At 64.9% G+C, this 15,659-nt stretch carries 16 protein-coding genes; 12 read left to right on the top strand and 4 right to left on the bottom strand.

All coding sequences use genetic code 11. The features are described from left to right. Positions 1–335 precede the first annotated feature (335 nt). Complete coding sequence (rhtA, locus tag ABIB24_RS25645) at positions 336–1,223, top strand: threonine/homoserine exporter RhtA (RefSeq protein ID WP_085619470.1); 888 nt, start codon at positions 336–338, stop codon at positions 1,221–1,223. 190 nt (positions 1,224–1,413) lie between these two features. Continuing rightward, the gene (locus ABIB24_RS25640) at positions 1,414–1,695 is read left to right on the top strand and encodes a hypothetical protein (RefSeq protein WP_025338390.1); all 282 of its coding nucleotides are present in this window, start codon (positions 1,414–1,416) and stop codon (positions 1,693–1,695) included. A gap of 42 nt (positions 1,696–1,737) precedes the next feature. Here ABIB24_RS25640 and ABIB24_RS25635 read toward each other — a convergent pair whose 3' ends face one another. Continuing rightward, positions 1,738–3,546: an aminopeptidase P family protein gene (locus ABIB24_RS25635; RefSeq protein WP_137163443.1), complete on the bottom strand. Its 1,809-nt coding sequence runs from the start codon at positions 3,544–3,546 to the stop codon at positions 1,738–1,740. Positions 3,547–3,766: 220 nt separating this feature from the next. On the opposite strand from ABIB24_RS25635, the gene ABIB24_RS25630 reads away from it, so the two are divergent. Further along, complete coding sequence (locus ABIB24_RS25630) at positions 3,767–4,885, top strand: DUF3182 family protein (protein ID WP_354317549.1); 1,119 nt, start codon at positions 3,767–3,769, stop codon at positions 4,883–4,885. Next, positions 4,869–5,639 (top strand): alpha/beta hydrolase family protein, encoded by a 771-nt coding sequence (locus tag ABIB24_RS25625; RefSeq protein ID WP_025338387.1) that lies wholly within the window; start codon positions 4,869–4,871, stop codon positions 5,637–5,639. The genes ABIB24_RS25630 and ABIB24_RS25625 overlap by 17 nt, the downstream gene beginning before the upstream one ends. Here the strand turns inward: ABIB24_RS25625 and ABIB24_RS25620 are convergent. Beyond that, the gene (locus ABIB24_RS25620; protein ID WP_025338386.1) at positions 5,618–5,998 is read right to left on the bottom strand and encodes an antibiotic biosynthesis monooxygenase; all 381 of its coding nucleotides are present in this window, start codon (positions 5,996–5,998) and stop codon (positions 5,618–5,620) included. The genes ABIB24_RS25625 and ABIB24_RS25620 overlap by 22 nt on opposite strands. 106 nt (positions 5,999–6,104) lie before the next feature. Further along, on the bottom strand, positions 6,105–7,088 hold the full coding sequence (locus tag ABIB24_RS25615; RefSeq protein ID WP_137163440.1) for a GlxA family transcriptional regulator: 984 nt from the start codon (positions 7,086–7,088) through the stop codon (positions 6,105–6,107). An 82-nt stretch (positions 7,089–7,170) separates the two neighbouring features. On the opposite strand from ABIB24_RS25615, the gene ABIB24_RS25610 reads away from it, so the two are divergent. Beyond that, positions 7,171–7,719: a cysteine hydrolase family protein gene (locus tag ABIB24_RS25610; protein ID WP_137163439.1), complete on the top strand. Its 549-nt coding sequence runs from the start codon at positions 7,171–7,173 to the stop codon at positions 7,717–7,719. A gap of 125 nt (positions 7,720–7,844) precedes the next feature. Here the strand turns inward: ABIB24_RS25610 and ABIB24_RS25605 are convergent, their stop codons facing one another. Further along, the gene (locus tag ABIB24_RS25605) at positions 7,845–8,408 is read right to left on the bottom strand and encodes a helix-turn-helix domain-containing protein (RefSeq protein WP_274079634.1); all 564 of its coding nucleotides are present in this window, start codon (positions 8,406–8,408) and stop codon (positions 7,845–7,847) included. 83 nt (positions 8,409–8,491) lie between these two features. Between ABIB24_RS25605 and ABIB24_RS25600 the strand changes: the two genes are divergently transcribed. From ABIB24_RS25600 to ABIB24_RS25570, 7 genes are all read left to right on the top strand, one after another. Continuing rightward, positions 8,492–9,442 carry a DMT family transporter gene (locus tag ABIB24_RS25600; RefSeq protein ID WP_137163438.1) on the top strand — a complete coding sequence of 317 codons (951 nt, stop codon included), beginning with the start codon at positions 8,492–8,494 and terminating at the stop codon, positions 9,440–9,442. 150 nt (positions 9,443–9,592) lie between these two features. After that, entirely contained in the window at positions 9,593–12,508 is a 2,916-nt protein-coding gene (locus tag ABIB24_RS25595) for a monovalent cation/H+ antiporter subunit A (RefSeq protein ID WP_137163437.1), read from the top strand. Continuing rightward, positions 12,508–12,852, top strand: coding sequence for a Na+/H+ antiporter subunit C (locus tag ABIB24_RS25590; protein WP_013971840.1), 345 nt, complete (start codon positions 12,508–12,510; stop codon positions 12,850–12,852). The genes ABIB24_RS25595 and ABIB24_RS25590 overlap by 1 nt, the downstream gene beginning before the upstream one ends. Next, positions 12,849–14,528: a monovalent cation/H+ antiporter subunit D gene (locus ABIB24_RS25585; RefSeq protein WP_137163436.1), complete on the top strand. Its 1,680-nt coding sequence runs from the start codon at positions 12,849–12,851 to the stop codon at positions 14,526–14,528. The genes ABIB24_RS25590 and ABIB24_RS25585 overlap by 4 nt, the downstream gene beginning before the upstream one ends. Then, entirely contained in the window at positions 14,525–15,013 is a 489-nt protein-coding gene (locus tag ABIB24_RS25580; RefSeq protein WP_025338379.1) for a Na+/H+ antiporter subunit E, read from the top strand. The genes ABIB24_RS25585 and ABIB24_RS25580 overlap by 4 nt, the downstream gene beginning before the upstream one ends. Further along, positions 15,010–15,288, top strand: a complete 279-nt coding sequence (locus ABIB24_RS25575) for a K+/H+ antiporter subunit F (RefSeq protein WP_003259015.1) — start codon at positions 15,010–15,012, stop codon at positions 15,286–15,288. Before ABIB24_RS25580 ends, ABIB24_RS25575 begins: the two co-directional genes overlap by 4 nt. Continuing rightward, positions 15,285–15,650: a Na+/H+ antiporter subunit G gene (locus tag ABIB24_RS25570; RefSeq protein ID WP_003259017.1), complete on the top strand. Its 366-nt coding sequence runs from the start codon at positions 15,285–15,287 to the stop codon at positions 15,648–15,650. The genes ABIB24_RS25575 and ABIB24_RS25570 overlap by 4 nt, the downstream gene beginning before the upstream one ends. Positions 15,651–15,659: the final 9 nt, after the last annotated feature.

Here is a 15,659-nt window from a genome sequence, read left to right as displayed (position 1 = left end):
ACCGAGGCGCGCATTCTACGCTTTCCTCATTTGCTGTCAAGCGTTTATTTTGAAGTTTTTTGCGAGAAACTCGTTTAGCTTCAAACACTTGACTCAACAGGGTGGCTGGCTTTGCTTCGCTACCGCGTTGGAGTGGTGCGCATTATAGGGCGGCGTTTCAGGAGGTCAACCTTTAATTTCAATAATTTAGGTTTTTTTGAAAAAGACCGCGTCAGGGCCGCCAGGTGCTCGATCTCACAGGCGCCAGAAAACTCATGGCCGGCACCTTGCCCCACACCCTCATAATTGCGCACTATATTGCTCACCCCACCCCGCTCAAGGATCGCTGCACAGAAATGAACACCCAGCCCCGCAGCCTGGCCGCTACCCTCTTCCCGATCGGCCTGCTGCTCATCGCCATGGCATCGATACAGTCCGGTGCCTCCCTGGCCAAAAGCATGTTCCCCCTCATCGGCGCCCAAGGCACCACCACCCTGCGCCTGATCTTCGCCAGCATCATCATGCTGCTGATCCTGCGCCCGTGGCGTGTGCGCATGACCCGCAACACCCTGCGCAACGTCATCATCTACGGCATGGCGCTGGGCGGCATGAACTTCCTCTTCTATATGGCCCTGCAAACGGTACCGATCGGCATCGCCGTGGCACTGGAGTTCACCGGCCCGCTGGCCGTGGCGATCTTCTCCTCGCGCCGGCCGATCGACTTCCTGTGGATTGCGCTGGCCATCGTCGGCCTGCTGCTGTTGCTGCCGGCCGGCCATGGCGGGCAGGCCCTCGACCCGGTCGGCGCAGCCTATGCCCTGGGCGCGGGCGTGTGCTGGGCACTGTACATCCTGTTCGGGCAGCGGGCCGGGGCCGAGCATGGTATCCAGAGTGCCGCACTGGGCGTTGTGGTCGCCGCGCTGTTCGTTGCCCCCATCGGTATCGCCCACGCCGGCAGCGCATTGCTCACTCCCGCCGTGATCCCCATGGCCCTGGGCGTCGCGGTGCTGTCCACCGCCCTGCCCTACAGCCTGGAAATGGTTGCCCTCACGCGCATCCCGGCACGCACCTTCGGCACCCTCATGAGCATCGAACCAGCCTTCGGCGCACTGTCCGGCCTGCTGTTCCTGGGCGAGGTCCTGACGATTACCCAGTGGCTGGCCATCCTGGCGATCATTACCGCGTCGGTTGGCACCACCCTGTCCATGCGCAAGGAACCCAGCCCGGCCGTCGCGGCAGACTGATATGAGAAATATTTTCATTTGAGACAGGATTAATGATTGTAGCGACCCGTCTCGCTCATTAAGCTGTCACAGAATCATCATCTTTACGCTATCTACTGGACCGAACACGGACGCTGGGGAAATTTCAGGAAGAACCGAAGCGATAACGACAGGGCCTGGCAGCTGATCCGCCCTGCATTTAAGGACAGGAATGAAACGTATTTTGCTCATCCTGGCCATCTTGGCTATTGCTGGATGTGCCGCCACGGCCAAGACTGAGGTCAAAAGGGGCAAGAAGGGCCTGCATATCAATTGCTCCGGCCTGTCTTCCTCGTGGGACAACTGCTACAGCAAGGCCGCAAGCTCCTGCAGCACGCGCGGCTACCGGGTCATTGCACGCTCGGGCGATAGCGATGAAGAACCCGGTGATTACTTGTTCGGCATCAACCCGGCGGGTTACACCAGCCGCAGCATGATCGTCATCTGCAAGTAGAAAAAAAGGGCAGCTCGCAAGCTGCCCTTTTCATTTGCCGCCTTACAAGGGCACGGTACGCGCCTCCAGCCAGGCCAGCGCGTCCCCCTTGAGCAACGGCGCCAGGCGCTCGCGTACCCTGGCGTGATAGCCGTTCAACCAGTCCAGCTCTTCCCTGGCCAGCAGTTCGGGCACCAGGCAGCGGGTATCGATCGGGCACAGCGTCAGGGTCTCGAAGTTCAGGAAGTCGCCGAAGGCGCTCTTGCCGGCCTCGCGGTTAACCACCAGGTTCTCGATGCGCACACCCCACTGCCCTGGGCGGTACGTGCCCGGCTCGATCGAGCTGATCATGCCCACCTGCATCGCCGTCTGCGGCGTGGGCGCCGCTTGGTAGGCAATGACCTGCGGCCCCTCGTGCACATTCATGAAGTAACCCACCCCATGCCCGGTGCCGTGGCCGTAATCCACCTGGTCAGCCCAGATCGGTGCCCGGGCAATGGCATCGAGCAACGGCGACAGCACGCCACGCGGGAAGGTGGCCCGCGACAAGGCGATCATGCCTTTGAGCACGCGCGTGCAATCCTGCTTCTGTGCAAGGCTCGGGTTGCCCACCGGCACCATGCGGGTGATGTCGGTGGTGCCGCCAAGGTACTGCCCACCCGAATCGATCAGCAACAGACCATCGCCCTCGATGACCGCATGCGACTGCTCGGTGGCACGGTAATGCGGCATCGCGCCATTGCCATTGAAGGCGGCAATGGTCGAGAAGCTCAACGACACGAAGCCTGGGCGGCGGGCACGCGCGGCACTCAACTGCTCGTCGACCGTCAGTTCGGTAACCCGCTCCCGACCGAGGTTGGCCTCGAGCCAGGCGAAGAACTCGCACAAGGCCGCGCCGTCCTGCTCCATCACCTGGCGGATGTGCACCAGATCGTCATCACCTTTGCACGACTTGCTCAGGGTGCTGGGGTTGAGCCCCTCGACCAGTTCCACCCCGGCCGGCAGGTTATCCAGCAGGCCGCAGGTTACCCGGGCCGGGTCGACCAGCAATCGGCTGCCGGCCGGCATGGCGGCAAGGGCCTTGCCTGCTTCGGCGTAGTCGCGCGCCTCGATACCATCGGCCGCCAGCACCTGGCGTAGATGTTCGTCGAGCTTGTCCTGGCCGACGAACAGGATGGCCTGCTGCTGGCTGATCAAGGCAAAGGCGACGAACACCGGGTTATAGGACACATCGCTACCGCGCAGGTTGAACAGCCAGGCAATGTCATCCAGGGTAGCGATGAAATGCCAGTCGGCCCCCTTGGCCTGCACGCTCTGGCGCAACTGCGCCAGCTTCTCCGCACGGCTTACCGTGGCGTGCGGTGGCAAATGCTGGTAGACCGGGTTGCCTGGCAGCGCCGGGCGCCCTTCCCATACCTGGCCCAGCAGGTCCTTGTCAGTCACCAGTCGCGCCCCGCGCGCCTTCAGCCGTTCGCCAAGCTGGCGCGCCGAAGCCAGGGCCATGACCGCACCGTCTACCGCCACGCTGCCATTGGTCTCGACGTGATCGCCCAGCCATTCCAGCGCACCAGGCTTGCCCGGCAACAGCTTCATCAGCTCGATGCCGCTGCCAGCCAGCTCGTGTTCCGCCTGTTCCCAGTAGCGGCTATCGACCCACAGCCCGGCAAAGTCAGCCGTGACCACCAGCGTGCCGACCGAGCCGTGGAAACCCGACAGCCACTGGCGCCCTTGCCAGTAACCGGGCAGGTATTCGGAAAGATGGGGGTCGGCCGAGGGTACCAGCAAGGCATCGATGCCCTCTGCGGCCATGGCCTGGCGAACCTGCGCCAGGCGCTGCGGCACGCTTTGCCCAAAGGTGGTCTGAACGTTCATGCGCTCTCCTGCGGCTACATCACGGTTTATCCAGTGTGCCGATAATGGAACAGCCGCCGAAGCCCTGCAATCGTGGCGACCGACACACGGCATGCATTGCCCGTCACGCCCTGCGCATACCGGACATTTCCTACAGACGGGCCAGGACCACCGATCAAGTTCCGCTGAACTTCCTCAAAGCACCGGCTTCACACTCAGTACATTCATTGCACACAGGCAAATGACCATGCCCAATGCCTGCGCCCCTAAAAGCGGCGTGGTGCTGCTCGACACCCGCGCGCACACCCCCGACCACGAGCATGCCGTGCATCTGAAGCTTGCCGATGGCCTGGCCCTCCTGCTGGGCTGCCCGCACGTGCAACCCGGCCAGCCACCAAGCGCCACCGATGGCTACTACTACCTGCCCACCGAAACCCTGGTCGATCCCAAGCGCCATGCCGCCCTGGGCATCTGCAGCGAGCAGGACCTGTTCGGTGGCCTGGTCGCACACCCCTACATGGCGACCAAGGCGATCTCTCACCCGTTGCCGGCCGGGGCCAGTTTCCCGCCGGGCTGGACCGATGCCTTCGCCCGCCAAGCCAGCGACGCCCTGCTGCGCGGCTACACCGTGTTCAGCAAGGCTGATGCGCGCACCGCCGCACAGCTGTTGTTGGCGGACGGCCCGTTGCGAATCAAGCCGGTACTGGCCTGCGCAGGCCGTGGGCAACAGGTCATCACCACGGCCGATGAGCTGGAACCGCTGCTGGCCGGCATGGATGACCAGGACCTTGCGCTATGGGGGCTGGTGCTCGAGGAGGACCTGAGCGAAGTGCAAACCTTCAGCGTCGGGCAGGTACGCGTCGCCGGCCTGACCTGCAGCTATCACGGTACCCAGCAACTGACCCGCGACCATCAGGGCACAGAAGTGTATGGCGGCTCCGACCTGGTAGTGGTGCGCGGTGACTATCAGGCACTGCTGCAACTGCCGCTGGACGAGCCGCTGCGCCTGGCCATCAACCAGGCGATGGCGTACGAGCAGGCCGCCGAGCAGCACTTCCCCGGCTTCATCGCCTCACGGCGCAACTACGACATCGCACGCGGCGTCAACCCCCTGGGCCACCTGCGCAGCGGCGTACTCGAGCAATCCTGGCGCCTGGGCGGAGCCAGCAGTGCCGAGCTGCTGGCCTTGCAGGCGTTCGCTGACGACCCGGCATTGCAACGGGTGCGTGCCTCTACCCATGAAGTGTTCGGCACCCCCGAACTGCCCACTGACGCCACCCTCTTTTACCAAGGAAACGACAGTGAACTCGGACAACTCAGCAAATTCGCGCGGATTCGTGAACATGACCATTCAGAGTGAAACCGTTGAACTGCAGGTCGAGGATGACAGCATCGTCGGCACCCTGGTCAGCCCCGGCAGCAAGATGCCCGGCATCCTCTTCGTCCACGGGTGGGGTGGCAGCCAGCAACGCGACCTGGCCCGCGCCCGGCATATCACCGGGCTGGGCTGCGTGTGCATGACCTTCGACCTGCGCGGCCACGAAAAAACCGAAAGCCAACGGCTGACGGTCACCCGCGAACAGAACCTGACCGACCTGCTGGTGGCCTACGACCGGCTGGTAAGCCACCCGGCCGTCGACACCAGTGCCATCGCCATCATCGGCAGCAGCTACGGCGGCTACCTGGCCACCCTGCTGACCCGTGAGCGGCCGGTCAAATGGCTGGCCCTGCGGGTACCCGCGATGTACTGGGACGACGAATGGAACCTCCCCAAGCAAACCCTCGACCGGCAACGGTTGAACGCCTACCGTCAGCGCCCGCTCGGCCCGGCGGACAACCGCGCACTGGCAGCCTGTGCCGAGTTCGGTGGCGATGTACTGCTGGTGGAGTCCGAGCAGGACGACTATGTGCCGCACAGCACCTTGATGAGCTACCGCTCGGCATTCGTCAGCGCCCATTCGCTCACCCACCGCATCGTCGACGGTGCCGACCACGCGTTGTCCAGCGAAGAGAGCCAGAAAGCCTACAGTTCGATCCTGGCGGCATGGATCAGTGAAATGGTCGTTGGCGCCCGCCTGGACCGCTACCCGCACTACGCGCCCTGGTATGCCTGAGGCTCGCCCACCTGGCAATGCAGGCCGCCATCGGCGCCGCGCACCAGGCTACGCAGGGTCTGGTAGGCAGCAAAGTTGACCCCACGCGCCTGATGCTGGCCAAGCAGTTCGAGGAAAGGTTCCCCGACGAAATAAACGGCCGCCGCTGCCCACGCCTGGCGGGACTGCCATTGCAGGTACTGCAGCACCCGGCTGCCATCGTCGCTGGCCTGGATGCTGACACCCTGCAGCCCTTCGCAACGCGCGGCCAGCGCTTCGCTGCGCGCCACCAGCGCCTGGGCCAACGCCTGCTGGAACCTGCCGGGTACTTCGTATTCGATCATCTGGGTAAACCACAGGGCATGGGATGTTGCCGTCATGAACGGTCTCCTGGTGACGGACGCCTACAGCGCGATGCCGAGCAGGGTAAAACCTCAAGTTATGTCAAGGTCAAGCGGTTTTCCGCACCGGGAACGCACCCGCGCCCTAACCCGATACCGCGAAGCGCCGCCGGTAATCACTCGGGGTCAGGCCGGTGATGCGCTGAAACACCTTGCGAAACGCTCCCGGGTCCTGGTAACCGACGCCCCAGGCGATCTGCTCGACATTGCGCCGGGTGAACTCCAGCAAGCGGCACGCCCGCCCCACCCTCACCTGCTGGCAGTACTCGGTTGGCCGTAGCCCCGTGGCAGCACGAAAACGCCGCAGGAAGGTGCGTTCCTCCAGCCCCGCGCACGCAGCCATGCTGGCCAGGTCGGCATCCTGCCCACCGTTGCCCTGCAACCAGTGCTGCACTTTCAGCACCGCCTCATCGCCATGGTCCAGGCGTGGATTGAACACTGCACCAGGCAGCGGCGCCGCGACCGGATCGACCGCCAGGTAGCGGGCAGTTTCCCGCGCCACCGTCGCGCCCATGAAGCGCTCCAGCAAGCGCAAGCCCAGGTCGGTCCAGGCCATCAGCCCAGCCGAGGTGACGATGTCGCCATCGTCCAGCAACGGTTGCTGGGCCTCGACCCGCACCTTGGGAAAACGCTGGGCAAGCGAATGCACGTAGTTCCAGTGAGTGCAGGCCGGGCGCCCGTCGAGCAGGCCACTGGCGGCGATGAAGAACACCCCGATGCACACCGATGCCAGCACCGTGCCGTGCCCGTGCAACTGGCATAACGACGCACGATGGCGCTCAAGCAGCTCACCGTGAGGCGCCGACTCCAGGCTCGGCGGAATGATCAGCACCCGCAGATCGGCCGCGGCGGCAGGTGGGCTCTCAGGGGCAGGCTGCAACTGCCCCGCCTCGTCTGCCTGCCAGAAGCTGATACGCACCGATGGCAACTCGACGGCCCCCAGTTCGGCGACCACCCGATTGGCCACCAGGAACAGGTCGGCCAGCCCATGCACGGCAGCACGTTGCGCGCCGGGGTACAGCAGCAGGCCGATGTCCAGGCTGGCGGGGTTGTCAGTTTTTGCCTGCATAGTGTCGTTCGCGCCAATCCTCAGGTCAGTGCACACAGCCTATAACTAACGTCATCCAACGACTACTGCCACAGGAGGCAGCATGAGCAAGCAGGCGCTGATCATCATCGACATCCAGAACGACTACTTCCCGGGCGGCAAATGGACCCTCGATGGTGCCGACCAGGCAGCCGACAATGCTGCCCGCCTGTTGGCGGCGGCGCGTCAACGGGGCGACCTGGTGGTGCATGTGCGGCATGAGTTCGACAGCGCCGATGCGCCGTTCTTCGCGCCAGGCTCGCAGGGTGCGGCGATCCATGCCAAGGTCGAGCCTCAGGCCGGTGAACCGGTGGTGCTCAAGCACAAGGTCAACGCCTTCCTCGGTACCGACCTTGAGCACACGCTGGACCGGCATGGCGTCGAGGCCCTGACCATCGTCGGCAGCATGAGCCACATGTGCGTCGACGCCGCCACCCGGGCCGCGGCCGACCTGGGTTACGACGTGACCGTGGCGCACGACGCCTGTGCCACGCTGCCACTGGAGTTCGATGGCAAGCAGGTGCCGGCGGCGCAGGTGCATGATTCGGTGATGGCGGCGTTGGCGTTTGCCTATGCCAAGGTGGTCAGGACCGATGAGTTGCTGAATAGCTGATCAGGCTTGCTCAGCACCTGTGGGAGCGGGCGTGCCCGCGAATCAGGCGACGCGGAGGATGGCACCGGCTCCGCCGGTGTTCGCGGGCATGCCCGCTCCCACAGGTGGTGCAGCCCTGCGCGCTCTTAGATCACCACATTGCGCACAAACCGCACCGCAACCGCCCCATCGTTGCGATAGGCATACCGGCAATTGCTGGGAAACACATGGAACTGCCCGACCTGCAGGCGATGCTCGGCCCCTTCGATAATCAGCGTCAGTTGCCCTTGCGCCACATAGATCTGCTCGCTCCAGCCCTCGGCATCAGCCTCGCTGGAATAGCACTCGCCCGGTGCCAGGTTCCATTCCCACAGCTCCACCTCGCGCCGCGCCACACTGCTGCCCAGCAGCACCGCCCGGCTCTGCGGGTGCTCCCCGGCCCAGGCCAACTCTTCGATGCGCCCGGGATCACGCTGGTCAGGTGCCTGGATCAGGGTACTGAAAGCCACGCCCAAGGCTTCGGCAATCAGGTCGAGGGTAGTCAGGCTGACATTCTTTTCGCCCGCCTCGATCGCCACCAGCATGCGCCGACTGACACCGGAGCGTTCCGCCAGCGCCGTCTGGCTCATGCCCGCGGCATTGCGCAGGCTGCGTACATTGAGGCTGACATGTTGCAGCACCGATGCCCGGTGCGAGGAATCTTTGTGCACTATATTGCTCACTGGTCGGTATTGCGCAGTATACTGCCCACTTTGCGGCGATTGTGCGCCGCCCCCTCCGAGTGCGCAAGACCATGAGCCAGCCCAACAGCAAACCGACCCCTGCCATTGCCTTTCGCCTGAGCAAGGCCGAACTGGTGCTGGTGTTCATCACCATGCTGTGGGGCGGCACCTTCCTGCTGGTGCACAACGTGATGACCGTCAGCGGCCCGATGTTCTTCGTCGGCCTGCGCTTCGCTGCAGCCGCGCTGTTCGTCGGGGTGGTCTCGGCGCGGGCGCTGCCGGGGCTGACCTTCACCGAACTGAAGGCCGGCATGCTGATCGGGGTGTCGATCATGCTCGGCTACGGCCTGCAGACCATGGGCCTTCAAACCATCAGCAGCAGCCAGTCGGCGTTCATCACCGCGCTGTACGTGCCGTTCGTGCCGCTGCTGCAATGGCTGGTGCTGGGCCGGCGCCCCGGCCTGATGCCCAGCATCGGTATCGGCCTGGCGTTCATCGGCCTGATGCTGCTGGCCGGCCCGGAGGGTGGCAGCCTGCACTTCAGCGAAGGCGAGCTGGTAACCCTGGTCAGCGCCGTGGCCATTGCCGGCGAAATCATCCTGATCAGCCGCTACGCGGGCCAGGTCGATGTGCGCCGGGTCACCGTGGTGCAGCTGGCGACCGCCTCGCTGCTGGCGTTCCTGATGATCGTGCCGACCCAGGAGCGCATACCCGACTTTTCCTGGCTGCTGCTGGCCAGTGCCGTGGGGCTGGGCGCCATGAGCGCGGTGATCCAGGTGGCAATGAACTGGGCGCAGAAGTCGGTCTCGCCCACCCGCGCCACCCTCATCTATGCCGGCGAACCGGTATGGGCCGGGATCGTCGGGCGCATCGCCGGTGAGCGCCTGCCGGGCGTGGCACTGCTCGGCGGCCTGCTGATCGTGATCGCGGTGGTGGTCAGCGAACTCAAGGTGCGCCGCCCGCGCGAGGTGGCCGAAGCACGGGACGTGCAGGATGAAGGCGAACGCCAGGCTGGCCTGTAAAGCCGCCAACTGCGGCTATGCTTTGTAAGAATCTGTTATAAAAAAACAGCTTGTCACAGCCTGTTTGTAGGATTCTGCGACAGCTTGCGTGTTGGTGATCAACCCCTCGGCACGTATGATTCTTTGCAAACTTCTCCAGAATAGAACGCTATGTCATTGATAGTGCTATTGCTTCTGCCGTTCGTGGGCAGTTGCCTGGCAGCCGTGCTGCCGCACAACGCACGTAACGCGGAGTCCATTCTCGCCGGGCTCGTGGCCCTGGTCGGCACTGTCCAGGTAGCACTGCTGTACCCTCAGGTTGCCCACGGTGGCGTGATTCGCGAAGAATTCCTCTGGCTGCCCAGCCTGGGGTTGAACCTGGTGCTGCGCATGGACGGCTTCGCCTGGCTGTTCTCGCTGCTGGTGCTGGGCATCGGTACGCTGGTGTCGCTGTATGCCCGCTACTACATGTCGCCACAAGACCCGGTGCCGCGCTTCTTCGCCTTCTTCCTCGCCTTCATGGGCGCCATGCTCGGCCTGGTGATCTCCGGCAACCTGATCCAGCTGGTGTTCTTCTGGGAACTCACCAGCCTGTTCTCGTTCCTGCTGATCGGTTACTGGCACCACCGTGCCGACGCCCGCCGCGGCGCCTACATGGCGCTGATGGTCACGGGCGCGGGCGGCTTGTGCCTGCTGGTGGGTGCCCTGCTGCTCGGCCATGTGGTCGGCAGCTACGACCTGGACAAGGTCCTGGCTGCCGGCAACACCATCCGCCAGCATGCGCTGTACCCGGTGCTGCTGCCACTGATCCTCATCGGCGCCCTGAGCAAGAGCGCACAATTCCCCTTCCAGTTCTGGCTGCCCCATGCCATGGCAGCGCCCACCCCGGTATCGGCTTACCTGCACTCGGCGACCATGGTCAAGGCCGGGGTGTTCCTGCTGGCGCGCCTGTGGCCGGTGCTGTCGGGCAGCGAGGAGTGGTTCTGGATCGTCGGCGGTGCCGGCGCCCTCACCCTGCTGCTCGGCGCCTTCGCCGCCATGTTCCAGAACGACCTCAAGGGCCTGCTGGCGTACTCGACCATCAGCCACCTGGGCCTGATTACCCTGCTGCTGGGCCTGAACAGCCCGCTGGCCGCGGTCGCGGCGGTGTTCCACATTCTCAACCACGCCACCTTCAAGGCCTCGTTGTTCATGGCCGCTGGCATCATCGACCACGAAAGCGGTACCCGTGACATCCGCCGCCTCAGCGGGCTGATACGCCTGGTGCCATACACCGCCACCCTGGCCATGGTGGCCAGCGCCTCGATGGCCGGCGTGCCGTTGATGAACGGTTTCCTGTCCAAGGAAATGTTCTTCGCCGAAACGGTGTTCATCAGCTCCACTGCCTGGGTCGAGGCCACGCTGCCGGTGATCGCCACCCTGGCCGGCACCTTCAGCGTGGCCTATGCCCTGCGTTTCACCGTCGATGTGTTCTTCGGCCCCACGGCGCAGGACCTCCCGCACACCCCGCACGAGCCGCCACGCTGGATGCGTGCGCCGGTCGAACTGCTGGTGCTCACCTGCCTGGTGGTGGGCATTTTCCCTGCCCAGTCGGTCGGCCCGCTGCTGGCCGCCGCCGCCCTGCCGGTGGTGAGCGGCACCCTGCCGGAATACAGCCTGGCTATCTGGCATGGCTGGAACGCGCCACTGATCATGAGCCTGGTGGCCATGAGCGGCGGTATCGTGCTGTACCTGCTGCTGCGCAAGCAGCTGCGCCTGGGCCGCTTCCCCTACCCGCCGGTGATCGAGCGTTTCAACGGCAAGCGCCTGTTCGAACACGGCCAGGTGCAACTGATGCTGCTGGCGCGGCGCATCGAGCGCCTGCTCACCAGCCGCCGCCTGCAGTCGCAGCTGTTCATGCTGGTGCTCGCCGCCTTCCTCGCCGGCCTCACCCCCATGCTCTACAGCGGCCTGAGCTGGGGCGACCGGCCGAAGATTCCAGGCTCGGGCGTGTTCGTCGCGCTGTGGCTGATCGCGATTGCCTGTGCCATCGGCGCCGCCTACCAGGCCAAGTATCACCGTTTGGCGGCGTTGATCATGGTCAGCGTCTGCGGCCTGATGACCTGCATCACCTTCGTCTGGTTCTCCGCGCCCGACCTGGCCCTGACCCAGCTGGTGGTGGAAGTGGTCACCACCGTACTGATCCTGCTCGGCCTGCGCTGGCTGCCGCGGCGGATCGAAGGCGTATCGCCGCTGCCGGGCAGCCTGGAGCGTGCGCGCATGCGTCGCCTGCGCGACCTGCTGCTGGCGGTGCTGGTAGGTGGCGGCATGGCCGTGCTGTCCTACGCCATGCTCACCCGGCCGACGCCGAACGACATTTCCTCGTTCTACCTGAGCCGGGCCCTGCCCCAGGGCGGTGGCACCAACGTGGTCAATGTCATGCTGGTCGACTTCCGTGGTTTCGATACCCTCGGTGAAATCACCGTGCTGGTGGCCGTGGCGCTGACCGTGTTCGCCCTGCTGCGGCGCTTCCGCCCGCCGAAGGAAAGCATGCAACTGCCGGCGCAGCAGCGCCAGCTGGCACCCGACGTGGTCACCGACCTGATCAACCCTCGGCATGCCACCGACACCGCCCTGGGCTTCATGATGGTGCCTGCGGTGCTGGTGCGCCTGCTGCTGCCGATCGCCCTGCTGGTGTCGATGTATCTGTTCATGCGTGGCCACAACCAGCCCGGTGGCGGCTTTGTCGCCGGCCTGGTGATGTCGGTGGCGTTTATCCTGCAGTACATGGTGGCCGGCACCCAGTGGGTCGAGGCGCAGATGAGCCTGCGCCCGCTGCGCTGGATGGGCACCGGGCTGCTGTGCGCAACCCTGACCGGCGCGGGCGCCATGCTGCTGGGCTACCCGTTCCTCACCACCCATACCGCCCACCTGCACCTGCTGTTGCTCGGCGATGTGCACGTGGCCAGCGCGCTGTTCTTCGATGTCGGCGTGTTTACCGTGGTGGTCGGCTCGACCCTGCTGATCCTCACTGCCCTGGCGCACCAGTCGGTGCGCGCCTACCGCCCGGGCAACCCGGCGAAAACCAGCCAAGCAGGAGCCGCCTGATGGAAGAAGTGATTGCAGTTGCCATCGGCGTTCTGGCCGCCTCGGGGGTGTGGCTGATCCTGCGTCCGCGAACCTATCAGGTGATCATGGGCCTGTGCCTGCTGTCGTACGGGGTCAACCTGTTCATCTTCAGCATGGGCAGCCTGTTCATCGGCAAGGAACCGATCATCAAGGACGGCGTGCCCCAGGACCTGCTGCACTACACCGACCCGCTGCCGCAGGCCCTGGTGCTCACCGCCATCGTCATCAGCTTCGCCATGACCGCGCTGTTCCTGGTGGTGTTGCTGGCCTCGCGCGGCCTGACCGGTACCGACCACGTGGATGGCCGGGAGCGTGACGAATGAGTGGCATGAGCCAATTGATCATCGCGCCCATCCTGCTGCCCCTGGTGACCGCGGCAGTGATGTTGCTGCTGGGCGAGAAACACCGGCAGATAAAAGCCCGGCTGAACCTGCTGTCGACCTTCGCCGGCCTGGCCATCGCGGTTAGCCTGCTGCTGTGGGTGCGCACCCAGGGCCAGGCGGAATCGATCGGTGTCTACCTGCCAGGCAACTGGCCGGCGCCGTTCGGCATCGTGCTGGTGGTCGACCACCTTTCGGCCCTGCTGCTGACCCTCACCGGCATCATCGGCTTCAGTGCCCTGCTGTTTGCCCGCGCCCGCTGGGACGGTGCCGGGGCCAGCTTCCACGCACTGTTCCAGATCCAGCTGATGGGCCTGTACGGCGCCTTCCTCACCGCCGACCTGTTCAACCTGTTCGTGTTCTTCGAGGTGCTGCTGGCCGCTTCCTATGGCCTGCTGCTGCATGGCTCGGGCCGCGCCCGGGTGCGTGCCGGCCTGCACTACATTGCCATCAACCTGTTCGCCTCGTCGCTGTTCCTGATCGGCGCGGCGATGCTGTATGGCGTGACCGGCACCCTGAACATGGCCGACCTGGCCCTGAAGATTCCGCTGGTGCCGGAGGCCGACCGTGGCCTGCTGCACGCCGGCGCGGCGATCCTGGCCATGGCCTTCCTGGTCAAGGCCGGCATCTGGCCGCTGAACTTCTGGCTGGTGCCGGCCTATGCCTCCGCCAGCGCGCCGGTGGCTGCGCTGTTCGCCATCATGACCAAGGTCGGCCTGTATGCCGTGCTGCGCCTGTGGACACTGCTGTTCTCCGGGCAGGCCGGGGCCTCGGCGCACTTTGGTGGTGAATGGCTGGTGTACGGTGGCCTGGTCACCCTGGCGGTGGCGGCGGTTTCGATCCTGGCCGCGCAGCGCCTGGAGCGCATGGCCGCCCTCAGCATCCTGGTTTCGGCCGGCACCCTGCTCGGCGCCGTCGGTTTTGCGCAATCGGCGCTGACCGGCGCAGCATTGTTCTACCTGGTCAACTCGACCCTGGCACTGTGCGCACTGTTCCTGCTCGCCGAACTGGTCGAGCGTTCGCGCTCGGCCAACGAAGCACCGCTGGACGACGAAGAAGACGCCATGCCGCCACCGCTGGAATCACTGCACCCGCCCAAGGGCATCAACCTCGACGATGAGCAGAAGGTGGTGATCGGCCAGATCATCCCGTGGACCATGGCCTTCCTCGGCCTCAGCTTCATCGCCTGCGCCCTGCTGATCATCGGCATGCCGCCGCTGTCGGGCTTTGTCGGCAAGCTCAACTTGATCAGCGCGCTGTTCAACCCACTGGGGCTGGGCGTACCTGCCGAGCGGCCGCTGGGCACGGCGGGCTGGGGCCTGGTGGCGTTGCTGATCCTGTCTGGCATGGCCTCGCTGATCGCCTTCGGCCGCGTCGGCATCCAGCGTTTCTGGAAGCCTGAGGAACGCCCGTCGCCGGTGCTGCGCCGTTATGAATGCCTGCCCATCGTCATCCTGCTCGGCCTGTGCATCATCCTCAGCTTCAAGGCCGAACCGCTGCTGCGCTACACCCAGGACACCGCCGCCAGCCTGCAGGCCCCCGACGCCTATATCGAAGCCGTGATGGCCGCCCGGCCGATTCCTGGCCCCACCTCGCTCGACGTACAGGTGCAGCCATGAATCGACTGTTCCCCGCACCGCTGTTATCGGTTTCGCTGTTCGGCCTGTGGCTGTTGCTGAACCTGTCGGTCAGCCCCGGCAACCTGCTGCTGGCTGCCGCGCTTGGCGTGCTGGCGCCGCTGCTGATGGCACCGCTGCGCCCGCAGCATGCCCATGTGCGACGGCCGCTGGCCATCGCACGGCTGATTGGCCGGGTCGGCATCGATGTGATCATGTCCAACCTGCTGGTTGCCCGTGGCGTGCTGCGCGCCGGCAAGCAGCCGCCGCGCTCGGCGTTCGTGCACATCCCGCTGGCCCTGCGCGACCCGCATGGCCTGGCGGCGCTGTCGATGATTACCACGGTGGTGCCCGGCACGGTCTGGTCCGAGCTGGCGCTGGACCGCAGCGTGTTGCTGCTGCATGTGTTCGATCTGGACGATGAGGCGGCCTTCATCCAGCACTTCAAGGACACCTACGAACGCCCGCTGATGGAGATTTTCCAATGACAGGCCTGCTCGCCAACGCTGTCCTCGCCAGCCTGTTCATCTTCGCCCTGGCCATGGCCCTGGCGCTTATCCGGCTGTTCCGCGGCCCGTCCGCCCAGGACCGGGTGCTGGCGCTGGACTACCTGTACATCCTGGCCATGCTGACCATGCTGGTACTGGGAATCCGTTATGCCAGTGACACCTACTTCGAAGGTGCCCTGCTGATTGCGCTGTTCGGTTTCGTTGGCTCGTTTGCCCTGGCCAAGTTCCTGCTGCGCGGTGAGGTGATCGAATGACTGAAACCCTGCAACTCCCCTTCTGGCTGGAGCTGGTCACTGCCGCGCTGCTGCTGACCGGCAGCCTGTTCGCCCTGATCGGTGCCGTGGGCCTGTTGCGGCTGAAGGACTACTTCCAGCGCATGCACCCGCCGGCTCTGGCCTCGACCATTGGTGCCTGGTGCGTGGCACTGGCCTCGATCATCTACTTTTCCTGGCTCAAGGAAGCCCCGGTACTGCACGCTTGGCTGATTCCGATCCTGCTGTCGATCACCGTACCGGTGACCACACTGTTGCTGGCCCGGGCGGCGCTGTTCCGCAAGCGCATGGCGAAAGAGCCGGTCCCTGAAGAAGTCAGCAGCGGCCGCGATCGAGGCAACTGAAAGGTTGCC

The organism is Pseudomonas sp. UYEF17, from assembly GCF_040546125.1.
GTDB classification, from domain to species: Bacteria; Pseudomonadota; Gammaproteobacteria; order Pseudomonadales; family Pseudomonadaceae; genus Aquipseudomonas; species Aquipseudomonas putida_Z.
This window is presented reverse-complemented; position numbering and strand designations above follow the sequence as displayed.

Coding starts and splice junctions, on each gene's coding strand:
- rhtA (WP_085619470.1), top strand. CDS start 336: ATGAACACCCAGCCCCGCAGCCTGGCCGCTACCCTCTTCCCGATCGGC.
- ABIB24_RS25640 (WP_025338390.1), top strand. CDS start 1,414: ATGAAACGTATTTTGCTCATCCTGGCCATCTTGGCTATTGCTGGATGT.
- ABIB24_RS25635 (WP_137163443.1), bottom strand. CDS start 3,546: ATGAACGTTCAGACCACCTTTGGGCAAAGCGTGCCGCAGCGCCTGGCG.
- ABIB24_RS25630 (WP_354317549.1), top strand. CDS start 3,767: ATGACCATGCCCAATGCCTGCGCCCCTAAAAGCGGCGTGGTGCTGCTC.
- ABIB24_RS25625 (WP_025338387.1), top strand. CDS start 4,869: ATGACCATTCAGAGTGAAACCGTTGAACTGCAGGTCGAGGATGACAGC.
- ABIB24_RS25620 (WP_025338386.1), bottom strand. CDS start 5,998: ATGACGGCAACATCCCATGCCCTGTGGTTTACCCAGATGATCGAATAC.
- ABIB24_RS25615 (WP_137163440.1), bottom strand. CDS start 7,088: ATGCAGGCAAAAACTGACAACCCCGCCAGCCTGGACATCGGCCTGCTG.
- ABIB24_RS25610 (WP_137163439.1), top strand. CDS start 7,171: ATGAGCAAGCAGGCGCTGATCATCATCGACATCCAGAACGACTACTTC.
- ABIB24_RS25600 (WP_137163438.1), top strand. CDS start 8,492: ATGAGCCAGCCCAACAGCAAACCGACCCCTGCCATTGCCTTTCGCCTG.
- ABIB24_RS25595 (WP_137163437.1), top strand. CDS start 9,593: ATGTCATTGATAGTGCTATTGCTTCTGCCGTTCGTGGGCAGTTGCCTG.
- ABIB24_RS25590 (WP_013971840.1), top strand. CDS start 12,508: ATGGAAGAAGTGATTGCAGTTGCCATCGGCGTTCTGGCCGCCTCGGGG.
- ABIB24_RS25585 (WP_137163436.1), top strand. CDS start 12,849: ATGAGTGGCATGAGCCAATTGATCATCGCGCCCATCCTGCTGCCCCTG.
- ABIB24_RS25580 (WP_025338379.1), top strand. CDS start 14,525: ATGAATCGACTGTTCCCCGCACCGCTGTTATCGGTTTCGCTGTTCGGC.
- ABIB24_RS25575 (WP_003259015.1), top strand. CDS start 15,010: ATGACAGGCCTGCTCGCCAACGCTGTCCTCGCCAGCCTGTTCATCTTC.
- ABIB24_RS25570 (WP_003259017.1), top strand. CDS start 15,285: ATGACTGAAACCCTGCAACTCCCCTTCTGGCTGGAGCTGGTCACTGCC.